Origin of the sequence: Pyramidobacter sp. YE332 (assembly GCF_033060595.1) — a bacterium.
Classification (GTDB): Bacteria; Synergistota; Synergistia; order Synergistales; family Dethiosulfovibrionaceae; genus Pyramidobacter.
This window is the reverse complement of sequence record NZ_CP133038.1, coordinates 145,126-166,423: the sequence shown is the minus strand read 5'-3', so window position 1 is coordinate 166,423 and position 21,298 is coordinate 145,126. Positions and strand designations below refer to the sequence as shown.

At 59.1% G+C, this 21,298-nt stretch carries 21 protein-coding genes and 1 pseudogene; 11 read left to right on the top strand and 11 right to left on the bottom strand.

The annotated features are described in order from the left end of the window. Positions 1–11: 11 nt before the first annotated feature. Together RAH42_RS00810 and RAH42_RS00805 are read left to right on the top strand one after the other, a co-directional pair. Positions 12–614 (top strand): amino acid permease, encoded by a 603-nt coding sequence (locus RAH42_RS00810; protein WP_317539752.1) that lies wholly within the window; start codon positions 12–14, stop codon positions 612–614. Continuing rightward, the gene (locus tag RAH42_RS00805; protein WP_317539751.1) at positions 596–1,372 is read left to right on the top strand and encodes an APC family permease; all 777 of its coding nucleotides are present in this window, start codon (positions 596–598) and stop codon (positions 1,370–1,372) included. The genes RAH42_RS00810 and RAH42_RS00805 overlap by 19 nt, the downstream gene beginning before the upstream one ends. A gap of 163 nt (positions 1,373–1,535) precedes the next feature. Here the strand turns inward: RAH42_RS00805 and RAH42_RS00800 are convergent, their stop codons facing one another. Together RAH42_RS00800 and RAH42_RS00795 are read right to left on the bottom strand one after the other, a co-directional pair. Next, the gene (locus RAH42_RS00800; RefSeq protein WP_317539750.1) at positions 1,536–2,207 is read right to left on the bottom strand and encodes a YigZ family protein; all 672 of its coding nucleotides are present in this window, start codon (positions 2,205–2,207) and stop codon (positions 1,536–1,538) included. Beyond that, the gene (locus RAH42_RS00795; RefSeq protein ID WP_317539749.1) at positions 2,195–2,680 is read right to left on the bottom strand and encodes an HIT domain-containing protein; all 486 of its coding nucleotides are present in this window, start codon (positions 2,678–2,680) and stop codon (positions 2,195–2,197) included. The genes RAH42_RS00800 and RAH42_RS00795 overlap by 13 nt, the downstream gene beginning before the upstream one ends. Positions 2,681–2,892: 212 nt before the next feature. Between RAH42_RS00795 and RAH42_RS00790 the strand changes: the two genes are divergently transcribed. After that, a complete protein-coding gene (locus RAH42_RS00790) occupies positions 2,893–3,126 on the top strand; it encodes a hypothetical protein (RefSeq protein WP_317539748.1) in 234 nt (77 codons plus the stop codon). A gap of 31 nt (positions 3,127–3,157) precedes the next feature. Here the strand turns inward: RAH42_RS00790 and RAH42_RS00785 are convergent, their stop codons facing one another. Genes RAH42_RS00785 through rsmG form a run of 4 tightly spaced genes read right to left on the bottom strand, consistent with a single transcriptional unit; the run spans position 3,158 to position 5,800 of the window. Continuing rightward, positions 3,158–3,397, bottom strand: a complete 240-nt coding sequence (locus RAH42_RS00785; RefSeq protein WP_078015202.1) for a hypothetical protein — start codon at positions 3,395–3,397, stop codon at positions 3,158–3,160. After that, the gene (locus RAH42_RS00780; RefSeq protein WP_317539747.1) at positions 3,398–4,357 is read right to left on the bottom strand and encodes a ParB/RepB/Spo0J family partition protein; all 960 of its coding nucleotides are present in this window, start codon (positions 4,355–4,357) and stop codon (positions 3,398–3,400) included. Beyond that, complete coding sequence (locus RAH42_RS00775; RefSeq protein ID WP_078015200.1) at positions 4,348–5,109, bottom strand: AAA family ATPase; 762 nt, start codon at positions 5,107–5,109, stop codon at positions 4,348–4,350. The genes RAH42_RS00780 and RAH42_RS00775 overlap by 10 nt, the downstream gene beginning before the upstream one ends. A 4-nt stretch (positions 5,110–5,113) precedes the next feature. After that, the gene (gene rsmG / locus RAH42_RS00770; RefSeq protein WP_078015199.1) at positions 5,114–5,800 is read right to left on the bottom strand and encodes a 16S rRNA (guanine(527)-N(7))-methyltransferase RsmG; all 687 of its coding nucleotides are present in this window, start codon (positions 5,798–5,800) and stop codon (positions 5,114–5,116) included. 342 nt (positions 5,801–6,142) lie between these two features. Between rsmG and RAH42_RS00765 the strand changes: the two genes are divergently transcribed. Continuing rightward, entirely contained in the window at positions 6,143–6,460 is a 318-nt protein-coding gene (locus RAH42_RS00765) for a gamma-glutamyltransferase (protein WP_078015198.1), read from the top strand. Positions 6,461–6,689: 229 nt separating this feature from the next. Here RAH42_RS00765 and RAH42_RS00760 read toward each other — a convergent pair whose 3' ends face one another. Together RAH42_RS00760 and RAH42_RS00755 are read right to left on the bottom strand one after the other, a co-directional pair. Beyond that, positions 6,690–8,024, bottom strand: coding sequence for a TRAP transporter large permease subunit (locus RAH42_RS00760; protein ID WP_078015197.1), 1,335 nt, complete (start codon positions 8,022–8,024; stop codon positions 6,690–6,692). A 23-nt stretch (positions 8,025–8,047) separates the two neighbouring features. Then, positions 8,048–9,625 (bottom strand): D-aminoacylase, encoded by a 1,578-nt coding sequence (locus RAH42_RS00755; protein ID WP_317540232.1) that lies wholly within the window; start codon positions 9,623–9,625, stop codon positions 8,048–8,050. Between the two features lie 385 nt (positions 9,626–10,010). Here RAH42_RS00755 and RAH42_RS00750 point away from each other — a divergent pair, with 385 nt between their 5' ends. From RAH42_RS00750 to RAH42_RS00730, 5 genes are all read left to right on the top strand, one after another. Next, positions 10,011–10,451, top strand: a complete 441-nt coding sequence (locus tag RAH42_RS00750) for a hypothetical protein (protein ID WP_009164408.1) — start codon at positions 10,011–10,013, stop codon at positions 10,449–10,451. Between the two features lie 275 nt (positions 10,452–10,726). Then, positions 10,727–11,278, top strand: coding sequence for a zinc ribbon domain-containing protein (locus RAH42_RS00745; protein ID WP_078015195.1), 552 nt, complete (start codon positions 10,727–10,729; stop codon positions 11,276–11,278). A gap of 431 nt (positions 11,279–11,709) precedes the next feature. Further along, positions 11,710–12,219 carry a peptide-methionine (S)-S-oxide reductase MsrA gene (gene msrA / locus RAH42_RS00740; RefSeq protein ID WP_078015194.1) on the top strand — a complete coding sequence of 170 codons (510 nt, stop codon included), beginning with the start codon at positions 11,710–11,712 and terminating at the stop codon, positions 12,217–12,219. A gap of 47 nt (positions 12,220–12,266) precedes the next feature. Further along, positions 12,267–13,394, top strand: a complete 1,128-nt coding sequence (locus RAH42_RS00735) for a sodium ion-translocating decarboxylase subunit beta (RefSeq protein WP_078015193.1) — start codon at positions 12,267–12,269, stop codon at positions 13,392–13,394. Between the two features lie 138 nt (positions 13,395–13,532). Beyond that, entirely contained in the window at positions 13,533–14,600 is a 1,068-nt protein-coding gene (locus RAH42_RS00730) for a P1 family peptidase (protein ID WP_317539746.1), read from the top strand. Positions 14,601–14,975: 375 nt separating this feature from the next. Here RAH42_RS00730 and RAH42_RS00725 read toward each other — a convergent pair whose 3' ends face one another. Continuing rightward, positions 14,976–16,163: an IS110 family transposase gene (locus RAH42_RS00725; protein WP_317539426.1), complete on the bottom strand. Its 1,188-nt coding sequence runs from the start codon at positions 16,161–16,163 to the stop codon at positions 14,976–14,978. Positions 16,164–16,452: 289 nt separating this feature from the next. Here RAH42_RS00725 and RAH42_RS00720 point away from each other — a divergent pair, with 289 nt between their 5' ends. Both RAH42_RS00720 and RAH42_RS00715 read left to right on the top strand, forming a co-directional pair. After that, a complete protein-coding gene (locus tag RAH42_RS00720; RefSeq protein ID WP_078017112.1) occupies positions 16,453–17,835 on the top strand; it encodes an amidohydrolase in 1,383 nt (460 codons plus the stop codon). 279 nt (positions 17,836–18,114) lie between these two features. After that, positions 18,115–19,056, top strand: coding sequence for an AEC family transporter (locus tag RAH42_RS00715; RefSeq protein WP_078017111.1), 942 nt, complete (start codon positions 18,115–18,117; stop codon positions 19,054–19,056). A gap of 1 nt (position 19,057) precedes the next feature. Here the strand turns inward: RAH42_RS00715 and RAH42_RS00710 are convergent. Together RAH42_RS00710 and RAH42_RS00705 are read right to left on the bottom strand one after the other, a co-directional pair. Next, positions 19,058–19,696 (bottom strand): annotated as a pseudogene (locus RAH42_RS00710) (SprT family zinc-dependent metalloprotease). Between the two features lie 365 nt (positions 19,697–20,061). Next, complete coding sequence (locus RAH42_RS00705) at positions 20,062–21,201, bottom strand: M20/M25/M40 family metallo-hydrolase (protein WP_078017108.1); 1,140 nt, start codon at positions 21,199–21,201, stop codon at positions 20,062–20,064. Positions 21,202–21,298 lie beyond the last annotated feature (97 nt).

The window sequence follows — 21,298 nt, the reverse complement described above, 5'->3', positions numbered from 1 at the left end:
AGGAAGAAAAAATGAAAGACAACGGGCTGAAAAGGGGTTTAAGTTTTGTCCAGGTCGTCGCGATTTCCTCTGGAGCCGTGATCGGCGGCTGGTTGGCGGAAGCGCCCTACTGGTTCCAGACGACGGGGGCCGGCGCGGCGTTCCTGTTCCCGCTGCTGGCGCTGCTGCTCGTTCCCGTGGGGCTGGCGTTCGGCGAGCTGTCGGCGATGCTGCCTTTCGCGGCCAGCACCGACGTGTGGACGTGCAACGCTTACAATAACAAAGCCGGCTTCGCCACGCAGTGGATGATGTTTCTGATCCAGGTCGTCGAGCCGCCGATGATGGCGTTCATTTTCGGCACGGCGATCAATCACTTCTATCCGCTGACGAACGATCAGATGATGATCATCGCCATGCTGTCCGTCACGCTGTGGTTCGTGCTTTCCAACTTCAACATCAGCCTGACCGGGCGGCTTTCCAACATCTTTTTCTTCGCGATGATCGTCATCTCGCTTGGCGTCTCGACGTCGTTCTTCCTGAGCGGGCACTGGAGCTTCGACAATATCCGCCTGCACCAGGGGTTCTTCCCCAAAGGGGCTACGGGATCTTCATCGCCATGGCCGTGTTCTCGCTGAAGTTCATCGGTTTCGAAATGACGCCGACGCTGGTCGAGGAAGCCAACTTCCCCGCTTCCAAGCTGTGGAAGGTCATTTTATCCGCCCTTTTCATTCCCGCGCTGCTGTACAGCTTTGTCGTCCTCGCCATGGGCGGCATGGCGCCCTGGAAGGAAATCGCGGCCATGAACATGCCCGAACCCGAGCTGATCGCCCGTTTCGGCCTGCCCGGCATCCTTGCCGTTCTGGCCATTGTGTCCGGGCTGATGCACGCCTTTACGACGTTGATGGGGTTCTGGACTTCCAGCGCGCGCGTGCTGTACGGCGCTTCCCAGCTGAATCAGCTGCCGAAAGTGTTCATGAAGGTGAACCGCTACGGGCAGCCGTTTTGGGCCAACGTCGTCGTGTATCTGTTTTCGCTGTTCTTCTGCTACTTCAGCGGCGACAACTGGGTGCAGTATATCTACGCGATCTCCAGCATCGCCGCGGGCATCGTCTACTTTATTTCCTGCCTTGACGTGATACGTCTCAGGAAGCTGCACCCCGAATGGAAGCGTCCGTTCAGGGCCCCGGGCGGGAACTTCGTCTTCGGCGTCGGTATGCTCATTTCCGTCTGGCTGATCATCGGCGCGTGCATGGAGCTGGACCGCGGCGGATACGTCTCGTTGGGGCTTTTCTTCGCCCTTGGAGCGGTCGTCTACGCTCTCGCCGCCGCGCACCGGCGCGTCTGCGGCTATCAGATGCGCGTCCTTACGCCGGATGATATCGGCAAAGAATAAAACGGTTCTCGTCTTTTGTCTGTAATTTCAGAGAAGATTTTTCGTTGTCCGGGCTTTCGCGTGAAAGCCCGGATTTTTGTGTTCGTCGTCCCCAAGACAGACGTTTGGGCAGGATAGACGGTCGTCGCTTATCCTGCCCAAACGTTTTTTCTGTCGAGTTTTTTCATGATCCGCCGGCTTGGTTTTCCGCCGCGAGCACGTAGCTTTTTCCCCAGAGCGGCGGCGCGGCGAGCAGTTGGCGCCCTTCGTAGCTGTCGAGCAGGGAGCGCAGGCGTTCTTCGAGCGCGGGAGCGACGAGCAGGGTGAGGGTGATGTCCGTTCCGTAGGCGGTACGCAGGCGGTTTTCGGCGACGCCGGCGCTTTTGACGGCGCGGCTGAGGGCGGCCAGATGTTCGTAGCCGCAGCGCAGTTCCAGCTCTTTGAAGGGCAGGGCCGTTTCGACGCCGGCGCGCTCGATGACGCCGGCCGCAGCGGCGCCGTAGGCGTCGATGAGGCCGCGCACGCCGAGCTTGACGCCGCCGAAATAGCGGGTGACGACGAGGACTGCGTTGAACAATCCGGCTTTCTGCAAGGCACCAAGGATCGGCCGTCCGGCGGTGCCGCCCGGTTCGCCGTCGTCGGAGCAGAACTCTTCCACGTCGGGATAGCCGGCGCGCCATGCCGGGCAGTTGTGCGCGGCGCCGTGATGTTCCTTGCGCACGGATTCCAGCGTGGCACGGGCTTCGTCGCCCGCGGCGGCGGGGAAGAGGGCGGCGATGAACTCGCTGCGCTTTTCCTTGAAGCTGTAAACGGCGGGGGCCGCGGGACGACGGCAGGGCCGATCTAGCGCCAGCACGAGCAGCAGCGTTCCCAGGTCTCTTCAAGGGAGATGGGGACGACTTTGACGTCGCCGATCGCGCCCATGAAGTTGCTGTCGCCGTTCCAGCGCGGCACGACGTGACAGTGGATATGGGTGTCGATGCCGGCGCCGGCCGCCGCGCCGATGTTGATGCCGACGTTGAAACCGTCGGGATGAAACGCGCCTTTAAGAGATTCGATGGCGCGGGCGATCAGATCGTGGAACTCGAGGGATTCTTCGGGGGTGAAAGAGCTCAGGTCGGTCGTGTGGCGGTAGGGGATGACCATCAGATGCCCCGAGCTGTAAGGGTAGGCGTTGAGAATCACAAAGCAGTGTGTGCCGCGAAAGACGATGAAGTGCTTTCTGTCGTCGCTGCCGTCGGTGGGGAAATCGCAGAAGATACAGCTCTTGCCGTCGCTTTTGGCGGAGTTGAGGTACGTGTACCTCCATGGGGCCATGAGTGTTTCCATGTTCTTTCCTCTTTTCTATGAGCAAAAAGGTGGGAGTTATTCACCGCTGTGGACAACATTGGTGGATAACTTGTGAGCGAGATCGGGATTCGCAAAAATTTGCAGCCGGATCGGCGCGGAAAATGATTTTTTAAGCTCGTTTCGAGGGGATCTGAAAAAAAGCGGAGCGTTTCTGTGGAAACTGTGAATCAAAGCGTCAAGGGGAAAATTGAATGGTCAAAAAACTCTTCCCATGTGAACTTTTTGGCATCGCGATTTCTGTTGAAAGCGAATTTTTGCGTTCGTTTTTCGTGATGGAGTTTTCAAAAGTCCTCGCAGGTAGGCGTCTCTCGATAGCGTTCTCTTCAAAATATTTTTTGAAAGAGCTCCCTTTCTCCCGGAGATTTTTGTCAAGTGCCGGAAAGTATGCTTTTGTTCTTGTGGAGAAGTGGATAAAATGTGGATAACTTGGGACATTCCACGCGTCACGCCGAAACTTCACTGATTCTGGCGGTCGCGACGGATCATCGCGAGAATGCTTTTCAACTCGCGAACTCCCGAGAGCAACGCGCCGATGAGGCCGGCGATCAGGCACAAGGGGAGGGTCCATTGCGGGTAACCGCGGTCCAGAAAATAACGGCCGATGAACAGCCCTGCCAGGAGGTAGCCGCAAACGAGCAGGGCTGCTCCGACGATGCGGCTGAAGACGATAACGTCTTTGACGTTGGGAGTTTTCATTTATTTACTGTCCGGATCTCCGCTCATAAAATCGGCTTCGCGGTCCAGCAGGGCGAAAAGACGCTCCACTTGCTCACGGCGCATGCCGTTGATGACGACGCGGTTTTCTCTCTCGTTGCCGAGAACGCTGAAAGACAGGCCAAGACGGCGTGCCACTTTCAGCGCTCCTTTGGGGCGCCAGGGGTCAAGCTGGGGAGCCTTGTAAAGGACGGTAACACGGCGGCTGTTGAGGGAGTCGATGCGTTTTTGCAGGTTGTGAACGGACCAATGGTGCGCGATGCAGTCTGCTACAAGCTCTTCAAGAAATTTCTGCGGTTCCTTCAGAGACAGCAGGGCTTTGGCGTGCCCTTCGCTGAGGTTGCCGGCGGCGATCTGATCCAGCGCGCCCTGGGGCAGCGAGAGGATGCGGAGCTTGTTGGCCACGACACTGCGGCTCCAACCGATGCGCTCGGCCAGTTGGTTCTGGGTGAGCCGATGCTTCTCCATCAAGACCTTGAGAGCGTTGGCGGTCTCGAGCACGGTCAGATCTTCGCGCTGAAGGTTCTCTACAAGGGCGATCTCGCTGAGGAGTTGTTCGTCGCCCCGGACGATGCGCACGGGCACTTCCGAGAGTTCGGCCAGCTCGCAGGCGTGAAAGCGGCGTTCGCCGGCGACGATGCGGTATTTCTTTGCGCTCTTGGCAGGCGCGGGGGTGACGATCAGCGGTTGGAGCAGCCCGTGAACTTTGATGGATGCGGCCAGTTCGCGCAGCGTCGCGCTGTCGAAAAGCTTGCGGGGCTGATTGGGATTGGGCTCGATATCGGCCAGCGGGGCCATTTCGCTGTTCTGGGGGACGCGGCTCACGTTTTGCTTGGCCAGCAGCGCGCCGAGGCCGCGGCCAGACTGGATGATGGACTTCGCGGAAGCGGCGGATTTCTTCGCGGCCTGGGCCGCGGCGGTATTTTTGCGATTTACAGCCATAGTCTTTTGACCTCCAATGCCAGATCGTGATAGGCTTGGCCGCCGCGGCTGGAACGGACGTAGTCGCGGATAGCCAGTCCCTGCGCGGGGGCTGCCGCCAGGTCGATGTTGCGGGGGATCACGGTCTTCAGCACGTGCTCGCCGAAGACGTCGCGGATTTGCGTCTCGATCTCGCGCGTGAGGCGCAGATTTGGGTTGTACATGGTGAGCAGAATCGCGTCGATCTGCGCGCCCTGGTTGATGCCCTGCTCGCGGACCATCTGCACGGTGCGCGCGAGCAGGCTGAGTCCCTGCATGGAGTAATATTCGCACTGTACGGGCACCAACAGGCGGTTGGCGGCGGCCAGCGCGTTGACGGTAAGCAGCCCCAGCGACGGCGGGCAGTCGACGAGGACGACGTCGAAGTCGTTTTCGAGCTTGCGTAGCGCTTCGCGCAGGCGGAACTCCCTTCCTTGAAGGCTGCCCATTTCCAGATCGGCGCCGACCAGATTGATGTTCGAGGCGATCAGCGAGACGTTTTTGGCGCTGGTCGAATGCAGCGCCCACTTGGGATCTTCATTGCCGACGACAAGGTCATAAAGCGACACGGAGTCGTCGAACTGAAAGCCGAGACCGCTGGACGCGTTGCCTTGAGGGTCCGCGTCGACGACGAGCACCTTTTTGCGCATGGCGCCGAGTTCGGAAGCGAGATTGACGCAGGTCGTCGTCTTGCCGACGCCGCCTTTCTGATTGATGACCGCGATAGTCTTCATCGTCTCACCTCCACCACGGTTTTTTTTCGGCCCGCCCGGGCTTGCGCGGATAAACCGCGGGGCAGGGCGCGCTTTTCTTCCAGAGAAGCATGTAGCTCTTGTGATCTTTGATGTCGTATTCGTAAAGTTTCGGCTCGTTGAGGCCAAGCACGTTCCAGCGGCCTTCCAGCGGCGCCAGCTCTTCGCCGACGGAACTGCCCTTCATGGCGATTAGCACGCCGCCTTCGCGCACCAACGGCGCTAGATATTCGGCGATGACGCCGGCTTCGCTGACGGCCCGCACCACGGCGGCGTCGTACTGCTCGCGACGCGCGGCGGCGAAATCCTCCGAGCGCGCGCAGACCACTTCCGCGTTGGAAAGGTTCAGCCCAGCGACAATTTCTGCAAGGGCCTTGCTCTTGCGCGAAAGACTGTCCAGCAGCGTGAATTCCAGATCGGGGCGGCAAACGGCCAGGACGGCGCCGGGCAGACCGCCGCCGGTACCGACGTCGACGACCGTACCTGAGGACGGCAATAGCGGCAGCATGTGCAGACAGTCTTCGATGTGGTCGCGCCACAGCGTTTCCTCGTCGTGAGGTCCCGTCAGCCGCACTCGCTCGTTGGCGACAGACAACAGCGAAGCGTAGCGGCGCAGCCGCGTCAGCGTTTCCGCGGACAGTTCGGGGAGCGGCGGCAACGGTTGAATCTCCATGGGGTTCACCTCCATGCTTCATTTTCGGTTCAATCATACCGCAAAAATGTTCCACGTGGAACAGCGAGCCCCCTTTTCTTGAAGGTCTGTTTGGTGAGAAACAACGCGTGAAACGGCATTGGATCGTTGGCGCTGAACGTTCGCCCCCATCGCCGGAAAAGCGATGTTCCACGTGGAACATCAGGCGGTTGGAAGGACGCCCAGCAGATGTTTTGCCGATGGAAAAATTTCTCTTCGTGAAATAAAAGAGATATAAGAGATTGATTAATACTGACTATTATTGGATCATATTCGTGGAGCACCGAATGAAGCGTCGGAGGGAATCGCTTTTTTGTTTTTGGGATGGACGGATCTTCGCTTGCGGCAGCCCCCGGAGGCACCCGCATCATCACCACCGTCCTGCAGGTGATCTCCAATGTGATCGACCATAAAATGCCCATCAACAAGGCGGTCAGCGCTCCCCGGGTGCATATGCAGTGGCTGCCCGACGAGCTGCGCGTGGAACCGATGAACGGCCTCAGCGGCGGAACCGTCGACAGTCTGCTCTCCATGGGCTACTCGCTGCCGCTCAAATCCTACATGGGCGACGTCAACGCCATCCTGATCGATCCCGAGAGCGGAGAAATGACGGGGAGCCATGATTCGCGTCACGAGTTTTGATTGATCCGGTAAGGAGCTTTTGAAAATCCGCGCTGTTATAAATAAAGAAGCCGTCTCAAAAGTCAATTGAGGCGGCTTCTTTGTTCTTTTTTTGATGAATCTCTTCGTACTCATGCTGTTTGTTGACTAAAACGTTGAATAGCAGGAGCGTCCCAAGGGAATTTAGTCGCTCAGGATGTTCTCGATTTGGAGATCTCCTTCGGAGCTCTCGTATCGTTCAGTTGTCTGGTTATATCGGGAAGAAAATCGGCATCGCAAACCATGACCACACGATGATGAACGCGATTGACGTCATAGATACTGACCAGCCGCCGAACAGCATGGCTTTCAGACTTTCGCTGCGCGCCAGTCCCATTGGAGCGATCATGTTCGATCCGGGATAGATCGACGTTGTGACGCGGGAACCGCAAATCAACGCCAGAGCCCAGAACTCCATGGGGACGGAGGCTGTTTTCACGGCGCTGGCGAACAAATCGTGCGTAACTTGCAGCTGCGCGACGGCGCCGCCATTGACGCCGAAAGAGCCGACCAATGTGCCCATAATGACAACCATCATGCGGCTTCCCTCGCCTGCAAACGAAACAAGGATTTTGCCAAGAGCTTCAAAGCCATGACCATAATTGATGTATTCGAGCATCATGTTCAACAAGATAAAGAGAAGAAATGTGCCGGCCATGGAGCCCATGCCTTTGGCAAACGCCCGGAACATGACTGACATATCGAGGGACTTGAAAAGGCAGATCACGAGAGCCAGAGCCAGCATGACGAACACCGTGAACGCCGTTTTTTGATGGGTGATCATCGAAAACGTCAGAAGTCCGACAAAGCCAATTAGGAACGCCAGTGTCACGCGCTTTTCCTGAGCGGTGATGCCGAGCGTCGTCTGTTCGGCGGTGTCGAGCTCGTATCTTTCGTCGTAACTTGGGTCGTGTTGAATTCGCAGACCGCAGAAGTAGATGACCGTGAGCCAAATGAGACCATAAGGAAGCGCGGCCCACAGCATCATACGACCGTAGCTCAGATGCGTAATCGCAAGGAGAGCGACAGTCGGTCCCGTGAATGGTCCCCAGATCAGACCCGTTTCGCCGGATGATTGGAAAAGACAGGCCACCGTGGCAGGTTTCAATCCTGCCGCCGCTACAATAGGAATGAGGATGGGGGCGACGATAGCACAACCGCCCGCCAAGGTTCCCAGCAGACCGCAGACAAGCGTTGTTGTGACGATCACACAGAGAATGGCACGTTTTTCAGTCGTCACGCCGATATATTTGACGATCCAATACACGATCGTATGGCTTACACGCGCCTCGCTCATGACACTGCCGAGCCCGGCGCCGCACATGATGATGAAGCCGATCAGACCGAGCGTCGATCCCAGCGATTTCACAACGAGAGCTCCCGTCATGGCGGGGGTTTGTCCCGTCAGAATATAACCAAACAGACAGGCGATCATCGCGATCGTCAGCGCGTGAACTTTCGGACGGAACGAAACAAGAATGTATACTGCAAGCGGAATCAATGCCCATAACGATTCTTCAGGAATCAACGCATAAGGCCCCAACATGGAAATCCCTCTCCCCATGGTCGTTATTTATGGACAACAAGGTGTCCGATGTTATCGCCAGTCTGTTCGCCATTTTTGAACGCGACACGGCCGTCGATCACAACCGCGCAAATGCCTGCCGGTTTCTGCGGGGAATCGGTGTACGTGGCGCGGTCGCTAATTTCGGCCGCATCGAAAACGGTTATATCCGCGATCTTATCGACGGCAATCACGCCGCGGTCCTTCAGGCCGAGGATTTGCGCCGGAAGCATTGTAGCCTTGTAAACAGCGTCTTCGAGGCTCATCAGCCGATGTTCCCTGATCGTCTGGAAATAACGGGGAAAGGTGCCGAAACTGCGCGGGTGCGGGTTCGTCCCAAGAAAATGGCGGTCATAGGTCATCGCGTAACCGTCCGATCCGATACAGACGAACTGCTCGCGCATAATGTGCAGCATATCGTCTTCCGAAAGGCTGAAATAACAGCACGGAACGCCCCCATCGCTCGCACGCAGCAGGCGAACGACGGCCTGAGCCGGAGGCAGCTCCATGTCCGCGGCGATCTCGTCAAGGCGTTTCCCTTCATACTGCGGGAGTCTGCCGTGCGTGGAAACGACCAGAACCGCATGGGCGCCGCCGCGGCGTTCGATTTCCGATTCCGTTTCAGAGAGCAATTCTTCCGTCGGAGACGCAAGGCGTTTGCACATTTCATCCGAACCGCCATCATGGGCCCAGGCAGGAACCAAGGCCGACATGCCTGTCGACGTTGCGGTATATGGATACTGGTCGCACGTGATATTCAATCCTTCTTCGCGGGCCGCTCTGATTTTTGCAAGGAGCTCTTTGGAACGGCCCCATTGCGGTTTGCCGATCAACTTGAGATGGGAAATCTCGACGTGGACGCCGGAATGGCGCGCCACTTCGAGCATTTCATCGACCGCTTCAAAGATTTTCGTGCTCTCGCTGCGCATATGAACAGTAAGGATCGCATCGTGCCTTTTAAGCACTTTGCCCAACGCGACGAACTCGTCAATCGCGCCGTACGAACTGGGCGGATAAATCAGGCCGAGCGACATGCCAAATGCGCCTTCGCTAAGTTCCCGCTCAAGCACGCGCTCCATATGTTTCTGTTCCTCGAAAGTCGGTTTTCGCATGCCAAATCCCATGACCATGCCGCGAAGTGTGCCGTGACCGACAAGGACGCCGATATTTGTCGCGGCTGGGCAACGTTTCAGGTGTTCGGCATAATCCGACAGAGAATCGTCCTCGACGGTCCTGCCATCCATCGGCAGTTCGAGACCTGAAGAGATGAGGCGAGTGATCGCCTCGCGTGAAGCGTCGTCGGTCGGCAGACACGAGATGCCGCAGTTTCCGACAATCTCGAGCGTGATGCCTTGATAGAGTTTACTCTGCATTTTCTGATTGGTGAAAAAGGGACTCATGTCGGAGTGGGAATGGATATCGATGAATCCAGGAGCGACGATTTTTCCAGAGGCGTCGATCGTCTCCTTTGCTTCTTCTTCGATCTGCGGGGCGACCGCGACGATCTTTCCATGGCGGACGCCAACGTCTGATTTCCGCCGCGTCGTTCGTGTTCCGTCAATGACGGTACCGTTTCGAATCAAAAGATCTAGCAACGCATTTTCCCCCTTAAAAGTTCTCCATTTTTTGAATAACGCTCAATCGCCCATAAAGACAATAGAATTTACGGACCGCCTTCTTCTTTGCCTTCACGAGGGAGGTCTCCATCTTTCGGAGAGCTTCCGATGATATCTTATTCGTGAAAAATTATAACATTAATAAATGAATAATGCCATGTATACTCTAATTTTTAGTATGGAACGGATATTTATGAAAAGGATGCTGGAAGCCCATGAAATTTGCTTTTCATGTCATATGGACAAGTGATGGCGCTTTTTGACATTCGTAGAATCAGATGGGAGATCGGGGACTGGTATATAATAAGAAAAAACGGCGTCTTACAGAGCGCTGATCGAGGAGGATTTTCCGATGGGAGTGTTAAGGGAAGAACTGCGCCGCAACTTGATGAACGCCGGCGCGGTACTGGTCGGATATGCTTCGTTGGCGGGAAACGAAAAGCTGCCTTATCCGGCGCTGACGCAGGCCGTGTCCTACGCTGTGCGCCTCGAACCGGCCGACGGCAGCGTCTGGGCTTACGCGCGCGCCTACTTCGAAGCGGGAGACAAGGTGGAGCTGCTGGCCGAACACGTCAAAGCGTGTCTGCGCCGCTACGGCTTTGCCGGCGAGGTCATGCCCAAGGCGTATATGGACGGCGAAACGCCGGTCACCGAGTTCCCCGACCAGACCGCGGCGGCCGCCGCCGGACTGGCGGAACGCAACGGCGACGGCCTGATGACGGCGCCGGAATTCGGCGTCAACGTGCGTTTCGGCACGGTGTTCACCGACGCCACCTGGAAGAAAACGGAATAACGAGCACAGGAGATCCCGCGGACGAAAAGCGTTCGCGGGATCTCCTGCGTCGGCGCAGACGGAGCGGGGAAAATTTATAGTCAGGTTTAATCAATTTCTTCTCTCGCAGAATTTGCCGCGAGAGTTCGCGTTTTTTCAGTCCGTCGCAGCCGCTTCGTCCGCGGCTGTGCGATGGAAAAAGTTTCGCGCGCTTCTTTTTTGGCGGCCGCTGTGATATTATTCGAAAATAAAAACGTGATTTCGGGTTTTTATCCCGACGAACGGAGGAATCACCAATGAAGAAGTGTGCATACTGCGGCTCCGAATTCGACGGAGCCCTGCACGAATGTCCCTATTGCGGCGGGCGCGCGGCGGATCACATCTGCAAAAACTGCGGCGCCGAGTACGACGGCGCGGCCTGTCCGCAGTGCGGCGTGCGGGCCGACGACGAAGGGCAGAGGTGCCCCCGCTGCGGCGCGCGCATGTTCAAAGGCGAGTGCTCGTCCTGCGGTTATATCGCCGACCGTTCCAGGGCGGCGGTCGCCGAGGTGAAAAAGGTGGGCAGTACGGTAGCCTCCATGGCGGGAACGTTTTTTCTCTGTCTTGTGGGCTTTGTGTTGCCGTTCGTCAGCAACCTGGCGTTTTTCTATGGCAAAAAGCGCGGCTCCTTGGTCAAATGGCTGTCTTTTGGATACAGCCTCTTTTATATTGCCGCCATGCTGAACTCGGAGCAGTCCCCGGAGAAAGACGCTTCTCTCGGGCCGATACTGGCCGGTCTGACCGCGCTCTCGCTGGTTGCCGTGGTTTTCCGCGTCTGGAAGCAGCGGGGATCGGAGAAAAACGATTAAGCGAAAGAAAGCGAAAGAGCCGTCAGGCGTCGTTTCCGGCGCTTGACGGCCCGTATTTTATAGTATCCTGTCTGGAAATTCGGATCGCCGTATTTCGCCGCCGCGAAGGCGTTTGTCGTCGTGTCCGCCCGCCGGGGAACACTGTCTATTCGTCAAACAATGTATCAAGGCTTCGGATCCACGCGCCGGGCGACGCCGCTTTGTCCCTGGGACGCAAAGCCGCGTTGCGTTTGCTTTTCGCTACGGCGCAGAATATAATTTCGATATGAAACAGCCGGAGCCGTCGCCCGCTGTTTTGACGCAAGCCCGCGGCGCCCCGTGATCGAGTCGATGTGGAACGGGGAACGTGCCATCTGGGGCTGGAGGTGGCGGCGATCCCCGAGCGTATGCCCGTTCCCGCCGAGCCGCGGGAATAATAAGGAGGAAGACCGATGTCGAGGAGGATCGTTTTGGCCGGAGGCTGTTTTTGGGGCCTCGAGGCCTACATGAGGGAATTGCCCGGCGTATTGGATACGGAAGTGGGATTCGCCAACGGGCGCATGCCGCACCCGACGTACGAACAGGTCAAAGCCGGCGGCACAGGGTACGCCGAGGCCTGCAAGGTCGAATACGACCCGCAGATCATCAGCCTGCGCACGCTGCTGCGCCACTATCTGCGCATCATCGACCCGACGACGCTGAATCGGCAGGGGCCGGATATCGGCGCGCAGTACCGTACGTCCATCTACTACAACGACGACGAGGAGCGCCGTCTGGCCGAGGAGCTTCTCGCCAAAGAACAGAAGAACTGGGACGAGCCCGTCGTCACGACGGTGGAGCCTCTGGTCAACTTTTATGCGGCCGAGGAATACCATCAGGATTATCTGAAAAAGAAGCCGTGCGGCTACTGCCACGTCAACCTCGCCTTGCTCGACGAGCCGCTGCCGCCCGAGGAAGACTGAGCCGCGCTCTGCCGCGGCATCGCTGGAATTTTGAGAGGAGAATCGTTTTGGAAGCGTTGTTTCAGGGTTTTTTGAGCCTGACCTGGCAGCAGGCGGTGATGATCGGCATCGGCCTGACGCTGGTCTGGCTGGCGGTGGCCAAGGAATACGAGCCTTCGCTGCTGCTGCCGATGGGATTCGGCACCGTGCTGGTGAACATTCCCATGACGGCGGCGCTGACGCAGGCCATGGACGGCACGGTGGTGCCGGGGGCGATCAGCGTGCTGTTCGACGCCGGTATCGCCAACGAGATGTTCCCGCTGCTGATCTTCATCGGCATCGGCGCGATGATGGACTTTTCGCCCGTGATGGAACGCCCCGTCTACGCGCTCTTCGGCCTGACGGCGCAGGCGGGCATCTTCCTCACCATGGGGCTGGCCTATTACGTTTTCGGCTTCAGCGTCAGGGAAGCGGCTTCGATCGGCATCATCGGCGCCGCCGACGGCCCCACCTCGATCTTCGTCTCCAGCCGCTTCGCGCCGCAGCTGCTGGGACCGATCTCCGTGGCGGCGTATTCCTACATGTCGATGGTGCCGGTCATCCAGCCGCCGGTGGTCCGCGCGCTGACGACCAAAGAGGAGCGGCGCATGAACATGACGCTCCGCGCCGGGCGCACGGTGAGCAAGCGTGCCAGGATCCTCTTCCCGATCGTCGTCACGATCGTGGTCGGCATCTTCGCGCCCTCGTCGTCAACGCTGATCGGCTTTCTGATGTTCGGCAACCTGCTGCGCGAGAGCGGCGTAGTCGCGCGCCTTTCCAACAGCGCCCAGAACGAGCTGGCCAACATCGTCACGATCATGCTGGGGCTAGGCATCTCCTGCACGATGACGGGCGACCGCTTCCTGCGCGCCGACACGCTGATGATCCTCGGCATGGGGCTGGTGGCCTTCGTCTTCGATACGGCCGGCGGCGTGCTCAGCGCCAAGTTGCTGAATCTGTTCATGAAGGAAAAGATCAACCCGATGATCGGCGCGGCGGGCATTTCCGCCTTCCCGATGTCGTCGCGCACGATCCAGCAGATGGCGGCCAGGGAAAAACCCGGCACGTTCGTGCTCATGCAGGCTTCCGCGGCCAACGTGGCCGGACAGATCGGCTCCGTCGTCGCTGGCGGGCTGCTGTTGGCGCTGTTGAGCTGATTTTTTCCCCGATCGTAAAAATCGAGCCGCGCCGTTTTTTTCGGATGGAAGAGACGGAGCGGCTCGATTTTTATGGCCCGGCGGCTATAATATGAACGGGATTCTTTCATCTTGCGCTGTGAAAGGGACGTGTGAAACGTGAAAAACAACGACTGGCTCGAGCGTTTCGGACTGAGCGCCGGCCGCCTGCCCAAAGGCCCCCGCAACACGATCGCCGACGTGGCGGGCGTGATCGTGGGACACGCGACGCTGGCGGAAGGGAAAACGCAGACGGGCGTGACGGCGGTGATTCCCGCGCCGGGCAGTTTGTTCCGGAACAAACTGATCGCCGCCTCGCACGTGATCAACGGCTTCGGCAAGACGGCGGGGCTGGTGCAGATCGACGAGCTGGGCACGCTGGAAACGCCGATTTTGCTGACGAATACTCTCAGCGTCGGCGACGTCTGGCGCGCGTTGTCCCAGGCGATGATCGAGAGCGAACCGTCGATCGGCGGCGCGGCGGGCACGGTCAATCCACTGGTGTGCGAGTGCAACGACGGTTTTCTAAACGACATCCGCGTCCAGGCGGTGACGCCGGAGCTGGCGCGTCAGGCGCTGGCGGCCGCCGCGCCCGATTTCGCTCTCGGCGCCGTGGGCGCGGGACGGGGCATGAGCTGCTACCAGTTCAAGGGCGGCGTCGGTTCGGCTTCGCGGCTGGTGACTGCCGGCGCACGGACCTATACGCTGGGCGCGCTGGTTCTGAGCAACTTCGGCGAGATGGAGGACTTTACGCTGGACGGTCAGCCGACGGGGGCCGAAGCGAAAAAGATCCTCGCCGCGGAACAGCTGCGCGAGCAGGGATCCTGCATCGTGCTGATCGCCACCGACGCGCCCATGACCGCGCGCCAGCTGAAGAGGCTCTGTAAACGCGCCAGCGCCGGCATCACGCACACCGGCTCGATCATCGGCAACGGCAGCGGCGAGATCGCCGTGGCTTTTTCCACCGCGCAGCGGGTTCCCTTCGACGCGGCGGGGGAACTGGCGTTTCGTTCGGTCAGCGACGCGCACGCCAACCTGTTCTTCCGCGCCGTGATCGAGTCGGTACACGAGGCGATCCTCTCGTCGATGCTGGCCGCCGAGACGGTGACAGGCTTTCAGGGGCACCGGCGCGTTTCTCTGGCCGAGCTGGCCGGGCGCGTGCCGGGACTGAGCGCGCCGCGCCGTTAAGTCCCGAGGCAAAGAGGCATGTCAACGCGAAAAAAGCGTTGCGTTCATTTTCGGGCAGAATGTTCCACGTGGAACATTCTCTGTTGGAACATATGAACGCTGATGTCGTTCGATATGTGCTCGGACAATTTTCTTGATTCCCGCGGCAATCCCCGTTTTTTGCCGCGCGTGAATTCGAGAAATTCAGAAGGAGACCAGCTATTAAAAGTCAAGTAGGAAATTCGAGCTCATGCCCGAAGTATTTCTAGCCGGTTGCCCGCGTGAAAAAGCCAAAGCGCCCCTGAAAACGGCATATTGGACAGAACTCAGACAAAACAAGCACGCGAACGAGCTCACACGGAAGCGATACGAGCAGGGAACCCCGCGGGAACAGAATCATTCTATGCCCTGGCGGCGTACCTCGTAAGGTTTGTTGGCTTTCAGAACAGCGTAAATCGTATAAAGCAGTTTTCTCGACACAGCCCCCAATGCAGTCCCATGCGCTTTCCCCTCACCGCGCTTCTTTTCGTAGAACGCTTTGAAGACAGGATCGCATCTGACTGCTATCAGCGCCGACATCCAGACAGCTCGTCTCAGGTAGGGGGATCCTTTCTTGGACAAGCGGTTGTGCTGGCCGACATAGTTCCCCGATTGAAACGAAGTCGGATCGATCCCGGCAAAGGCGACGAGTTTCTTGGGATTGGAGAAACGACTGATATCGCCGATCTCACCGAGGATCACGGCGCCCGTCGCCGGCCCCACGCCGGGGACAGTGAGGATGACAGAGCTAAACTTCCTCAGCTGCCGGGCGATCTTCTTGTCGATCTCATCGATCTGCTTCTCCGTGAATTCGATCTGTTCGATGAGAATCCTGATTTGAAAGGCAAAGGCATCCGAACACAGAGTCAGGCCGACCGAACGCGCCGCCAGAGACTTGAGCTCACGGGCTTTGTCAGTACCGTGCCGGCCCCGGCTGGTTTTTCTGAGCAAAGCGGCCAGCGATTTCGTGTTCACGTCGACCACCTGTTCCGGAGTGCCGTACGTCTTGAGAAATGCCTTTGAACTCTCGCCAAAGACGTTGGAGAACAAGGCGGCATACTCCGGAAACACCTGATCCAGAACGGTGACGACCTGTCGCTTGTAGTCGGCGCAGGAGTCCTTGAGCGACTCTCTGAAACGGGCCAGATTGCGCAGCGCCATGATATCTTCATCAGCCAGATGAGTTGCGCTGAACGAGCCGAAACGGATCACCTCAGCCACCAGAAAGCAGTCGACCGCATCCGTTTTCTGCTTCCGGATGTGGAAGTTCCTCAGACTGTCGGATTGGATCGGGTTGATCACATGCAGAGCAAAACCCTGCTCCCGCAGAAAGGAGTAGAGCGCGAGCCAGTAATGACCGGTCGCCTCCATGCCGATACAGAAGGCCTCCCGCTCGGGAAGACTCTGTTCGAGAAAGAGCAGAAGCTGCTGAAAGCCCTCCTGCGCATTGGCGAAACGCAGCGACTTGCCGACGTGGCTGCCGTCCTCCCTGATAAGCCCTGCTTCGTGATTGTTCTTCCCGATGTCAATACCAAGATAGTACATGAGTCACCTCACCACAACGTATTTGCAGGTGAATTCTCACGCTTCCTGCGGCTCACAACCTCCTTGGACAGACGGAGAAGACCTTCGGTCTCAACATCCAGCTCATTCGTGAACTGCCGCAAGAGGTGAGGCGCACTCTCCTTTACGAGGAAATGTCCCCAAGGAAACAAACGGCGACGCTCACACTGCATGCTGACATTATCGCAGATTGTTCCGTTCAATAATCTGTCAACAAGTGCGACTACATTATTCTAGGAAGTGCGACTACATTATTCTAGGAGGAATTTTTATGGTCGGAGAAGCGGCGTTAAAAGCTCTTCAAGCGAAAGAGGAACAGTTTGTCGCCCACGCTAAAAAAATCTGGGAGCATCCCGAGACCGCCTACAACGAAGTGAGCACGTGCGCGGTCACTGCCGAGCTGCTGCGCGAGCTGGGCTTTGTCGTGGAAACGGGGATGTACGGGATGCCCACGGCCCTGCGTGCCAGTTGGGGCAGCGGCGAACCGACGATCGGTTTTCTGGGCGAGTTCGACGCTCTGCCCGGTCTGAGCCAGAAGGTCGGCACCCGCCAGGAACCCGTACGGGACGGCGCGCCGGGGGAGGGCTGCGGGCACAACCTGCTCTGCGTGGCGCCGCTGGCGGCGGCGTACGGCTTGAAAGAAGAGCTGCGGGCTTCCGGCTGTCCCGGTACCGTAGTTTACTATGGCTGTCCCGCCGAAGAGGCCCTTACCGGCAAGGTCTTCATGGCCCGCGGCGGCGCGTTCCGTGAGCTGGATCTCGCTTTTTCCTGGCACGGAGCCGCGAAAAACTGCGTCATGCGCGGCGTCATGACGGGCCTGAACAGCGCCAAGTTCCATTTCACGGGGCGCACCTCTCACGCCGGCGGCGCGCCGGAGAACGGCCGCTCAGCCCTCGACGCCGTCGAGCTCATGAACGTCGGCGCCAACTACCTGCGCGAGCACGTCACCATGGACAACCGCATCCATTACGTCGTCACCGACGGCGGGATGGCTCCCAACATCGTCCCCGACAAAGCCTGCGTCTGGTACTTCGTGCGCGCCCTGACCCGCGAGGCCGTGGAAGACACGTATCGCCGCCTCGTGCTGGTCGCCGAGGGGGCGGCGCACATGACCGAGACGAAAGTGGAGATCGAGTTCCTCGGCGGCTGTTATCCGACGCTGGAAAACCGCGTCCTCAGCGACGTAATCTATCAAAGCCTGCAGGAAGTGGAAAGGCCCGTCTGGACCGAGGAAGAGCTGGAATTCGCCGAGGCTATCAACGTACAGAATCCGAACTACGATCAGATCAAACGGCGCCCCGATTACGACGGCCCGCTCGGCGTCAGCGTCGGGATCCGCGAGGAGAATGGCTTTGGCTCCACCGACGTGGGCGACGTGCAGCACATCGTCCCCTGTGCGGAAGTGAACACCGCTTCGTGGAACTGCGCCGCTCCCGGCCACAGCTGGCAGGTCACATCCTGCGCCGGCTCGTCCATCGGCATGAAAGGCATGCTTTACGGCGCCCGCGCCCTGGCTCTGACGGCCGCCAAGGTCGCCGCCGACCCGCAGCTTGTCGCCGCCGCCAAGGCGGAGTTTCTCGAAGCCACCCACGGCGAACCCTACCGCTGCCCCATCCCCGCCGACGTTCCCGTGCCCATGCCGGTCCAGAAATAAGAGCGAGACGCGAATAATGCCGCCAGACCGTCGGAAATCTTCCGACGGTCTGGCGGCATTATCATTATGAGGATGGGACTGATACGGTCTCTTTATTAAAAAACAGTAAAATGCTGTGGCTGGCGACGAGTGTTCCGTCTCGCGTAGCGGCTTTCAGGTGAGCGTGGTAAACTTGTCGAAAAGTGACGAGACGGCGACGGCAGGGATTGTTCCACGTGGAACATTTCCCGTCTCGAGAGCCGCCGATCCTGATCGGATGCGGACGGAGGGGCTGAAACGATGCAGGGCTTTCTAACGAATCTGGTGATTTTCATCGTCATGGGCTGCGGCTGGTTTCTGAAAAGACGGGGGCGGCTGACTGAAACCGGACTGAAGGAACTGAACGGGCTGCTTTTCTCGTTGCTGATGCCCGTCAGCTTTTTCAAGGCCGGACTTGGCTTCAACGCGTCCATGATCCATGGCTGGCGCTTTGCTGCCGTGCTCATTGGCGGTTATGCGGCGGCGACGGCAGTGTTCTGGGTGATGTCGGGACTGCGCAAGATCGCGCCCGAACGGCGCGCCGTGTCCATGCTCACGTCGGTGCGTCCCAACGCGATCTTTATCGGCCTGCCGGTGATGACGCTTTGGCTCGGACAGGCGGGCACGGAAGCGCAGCTGCTCTTCGTGGCGGTGGGAACGCCGTATTTCAACCTCGTACCGCTGCTGATGTCGCAAATTGCCATGAGCGGTCAGAGCGACGGCCGGTCACTGGCGAACGCGTTGGTGCGGACGGTCAGAAATCCGATCCTGCTGGCGGGCATCTGCGGCATCCTGATCGGCGCTTTGGGCTGGACGCCTTATATCCCGCAATGGTTTGCGCGCGTCCTCGAGGTGCTGGGCGACTGCGGCAACGGCATGGCGCTGCTGGTCATCGGCGCGGCGCTGGCGCCGGAGCGTCTGTGGAGCGACGTCAAATCGGCCTGGCCCGACATGCTCATGAAGCTGTTCCTTCACCCGGCGATCGTCATGGCTGCGTTCATGCTTTTTCCCGTGGAAAATCCCGTTGTCATGCAGGTGGCGGTGGTCGGATCCGCGGTGGCGCCGGCCTTCAATTGTTACGTTTTGGCCCGCGGCTTCGGCATGGACGCCGACTACGCGGCCATGCTGGTAGCGTCGTCGACGCTGCTGTGCATGGTGACGTTGCTGTTCTGGATGGCAGTGACGCCCTGCATTTTCGTGTAGGCTATTCTGCGGACGGTTCTTTCATTGTCTGGTTGGTCAACGCGCGCCGCTGCCGCCAGTCGGGCAGACAGCGGGCTACGCAGTTCCAGAAGGCGGCCGAATGGCTGGCGACGATCAGATGGCTGAGTTCGTGCACGACGACCTACTCGAGGCAGCACGGGTCTTTGGCGGCGAGGCGAAGATTGAAGCACAGCCGCCCCGTGCGCGTATTGCAGCTGCCCCAGCGCGTCGTCATGTCGCGCACATGCCACCCCGAGGCTCGCACGCCCAGCACGGGCTGCCAATGGGCCAGCAGCGGCGGGATGGCGAGCCCGAGGCGGGCGCGCAGAAAGCTGTGGATCAGTTTGCCCCGTTCATCGGCGGTGCCGTTTTCCGGCAGGTTCAGGAGAATGGTTTCGCCGCGCAGGCTGGCGCCGTACGGCCGTCCGTGTGCGACGGCCAGCGGCAGAGAACGGCCCCATAACAGCACGGTGTCGCCGGCGTCGTGTTTCGTCCGCTCGTCCAGCATCTGCAAAACGGCGGCGCGGCGCTTGTGCAGCCAGCGCGACTGCGAAGCGACGAAGCGTTCGATCTCCGCATCGGGCGTGCCCGTCGGGCAGGAGACGCGCAGCATGCCGTCGGGACGCACGCTCAGGTACATGTTCTTTTGCGGGCGGCGCACGATCAGCGCCGGCGCGCCGAGGATCTCGCGCACATTGCCGCCGTTTCTGCTTTCCATCGCGCTTCCCTCCTTTTTTGCGTTCAGTTTATCATGTTTTTTGAAACGACCGCCGTCGCGAAGAAGCGGCGGCAATAATATTAATTATATACGATGTGTTCTTATCCATTGCAAATTCATGAACGATAGAAAAAAGTTCTACGTGGAACATCGAAAAAAAACGTCCTATAAAAGCGCTCCGGTACGACCGATGAATCTCTTTCGTCGCGTCGTGTCGGGGCGCTTTCGCTTCTTCCGGCGTTTTTGTTCTTTTTCCGTTTCGCCGCTTTTTCGCGGCTGATTTTATTCTAGGGGGCCTGCGCGGCGAGCATCAGGCTGAGGGCGATTTTCAGCCCCGTTTCCAGACTACCCAGGTCTACCCACTCTTCGCGGGTGTGCGCGCCCATGCCGACGACGGTGCCGAGCGTATTGGCCATGATGCCCAGGGACAGGGGCACGTTGCTGTCGGTGGACGAGGGGGTGACGGTCAGTTCGCCGTCGTAATAGCTGCGGATCACGTCCAACGTGCGGGCGGTAAAGGCTTGCAGCGCTTCGCGGTTCAGCATGCCGTCGCCGGGGCGGACTCCCAACAGTTCGACCGCGAATTCGCCGCCGCGGTTGCGGTTGGCGTTGAGGATCGCGTCGAACTGGACCTTCATGTAATCCAGGCATTCCTGGGAAGGAGAGCGGAATTCGTACAGCATCGCGGCATACTGGGCGATGGAGTTGACGGTGGAGCCGCCCTCGATGCGCCCGACGTTGAAGGTCGTGCGCGCGCTTTCGGGCAGCGTGACGGCGTAGAGATCCTCGATCAGGTGCGCCAGGCATTCGATGGCGTTGGCGTTGCCGAAGTTGGCGTAGGAATGGCCGCCCGTGGTCCGGCACGTGACGCGGTAACGATAGGATCCGACGGCGCCGCTGCAGCAATGGCCGAGCTTGCCGTCGAGCGAGTAAAAGGCCGTGACGCGCGGCCCGTAGGCGGCGAACAGCGCCTTCGTACCGTCGAGGTTGCCCAGCCCTTCTTCGCAGGCGTTGGCGACGATCAGCACGCCCTGCGTCAGTTCCTCTTCGCGCCACGCCAGATGACGGGCGGCGATCATCAGGTTGACGAGGTTGGCGGTGTCGTCGCCGATGCCGGGCGCGTAGAGCCGGCCGTCTTCCTCGCGCATGGGCAGCGGCGCCGTGTCGGGAAAGACGATGTCGGTGTGCGCTGCGAAGACGATCAGATCGCTGTCCTGTGGCCCCAACTTACAGATCACGTTTTGGGCGGCGTCGATCTGCACGTCCTTGAATCCCTGCGATTTGAACCACTCGCTGACGAAGGCCGCGCGCCGGCCTTCGTCGTGCGACGGCGCCGGGATCTTCCCCAGCGTGCGCAGCAGGTCCTGAGCCTCTTTTACGTTCTCGCGGGCGAACTGTTCGGCCGCGGCCTTGATCATGTCGTTCATGACGGACTCCTCCTTTATAAAGTTCATCGAACGGGCGCTCTTTTCGAAAACCGTGTTTCATCATAAACGACGGGTCCGTCCCCGTCCAGTGCGAAAT

Bases quoted from the DNA above. Each gene is read 5' to 3' on its own strand.
- rsmG (WP_078015199.1), bottom strand. From the start codon at position 5,800: ATGGAGATTCAACCGTTGCCGCCGCTCCCCGAACTGTCCGCGGAAACG.
- RAH42_RS00780 (WP_317539747.1), bottom strand. From the start codon at position 4,357: ATGGCTGTAAATCGCAAAAATACCGCCGCGGCCCAGGCCGCGAAGAAA.
- RAH42_RS00725 (WP_317539426.1), bottom strand. From the start codon at position 16,163: ATGTACTATCTTGGTATTGACATCGGGAAGAACAATCACGAAGCAGGG.
- RAH42_RS00720 (WP_078017112.1), top strand. From the start codon at position 16,453: ATGGTCGGAGAAGCGGCGTTAAAAGCTCTTCAAGCGAAAGAGGAACAG.
- RAH42_RS00760 (WP_078015197.1), bottom strand. From the start codon at position 8,024: ATGTTGGGGCCTTATGCGTTGATTCCTGAAGAATCGTTATGGGCATTG.
- RAH42_RS00765 (WP_078015198.1), top strand. From the start codon at position 6,143: ATGGACGGATCTTCGCTTGCGGCAGCCCCCGGAGGCACCCGCATCATC.
- RAH42_RS00810 (WP_317539752.1), top strand. From the start codon at position 12: ATGAAAGACAACGGGCTGAAAAGGGGTTTAAGTTTTGTCCAGGTCGTC.
- RAH42_RS00745 (WP_078015195.1), top strand. From the start codon at position 10,727: ATGAAGAAGTGTGCATACTGCGGCTCCGAATTCGACGGAGCCCTGCAC.
- RAH42_RS00795 (WP_317539749.1), bottom strand. From the start codon at position 2,680: ATGGAAACACTCATGGCCCCATGGAGGTACACGTACCTCAACTCCGCC.
- RAH42_RS00750 (WP_009164408.1), top strand. From the start codon at position 10,011: ATGGGAGTGTTAAGGGAAGAACTGCGCCGCAACTTGATGAACGCCGGC.
- RAH42_RS00705 (WP_078017108.1), bottom strand. From the start codon at position 21,201: ATGAACGACATGATCAAGGCCGCGGCCGAACAGTTCGCCCGCGAGAAC.
- RAH42_RS00785 (WP_078015202.1), bottom strand. From the start codon at position 3,397: ATGAAAACTCCCAACGTCAAAGACGTTATCGTCTTCAGCCGCATCGTC.
- msrA (WP_078015194.1), top strand. From the start codon at position 11,710: ATGTCGAGGAGGATCGTTTTGGCCGGAGGCTGTTTTTGGGGCCTCGAG.
- RAH42_RS00775 (WP_078015200.1), bottom strand. From the start codon at position 5,109: ATGAAGACTATCGCGGTCATCAATCAGAAAGGCGGCGTCGGCAAGACG.
- RAH42_RS00805 (WP_317539751.1), top strand. From the start codon at position 596: ATGGCCGTGTTCTCGCTGAAGTTCATCGGTTTCGAAATGACGCCGACG.
- RAH42_RS00715 (WP_078017111.1), top strand. From the start codon at position 18,115: ATGCAGGGCTTTCTAACGAATCTGGTGATTTTCATCGTCATGGGCTGC.
- RAH42_RS00790 (WP_317539748.1), top strand. From the start codon at position 2,893: ATGGTCAAAAAACTCTTCCCATGTGAACTTTTTGGCATCGCGATTTCT.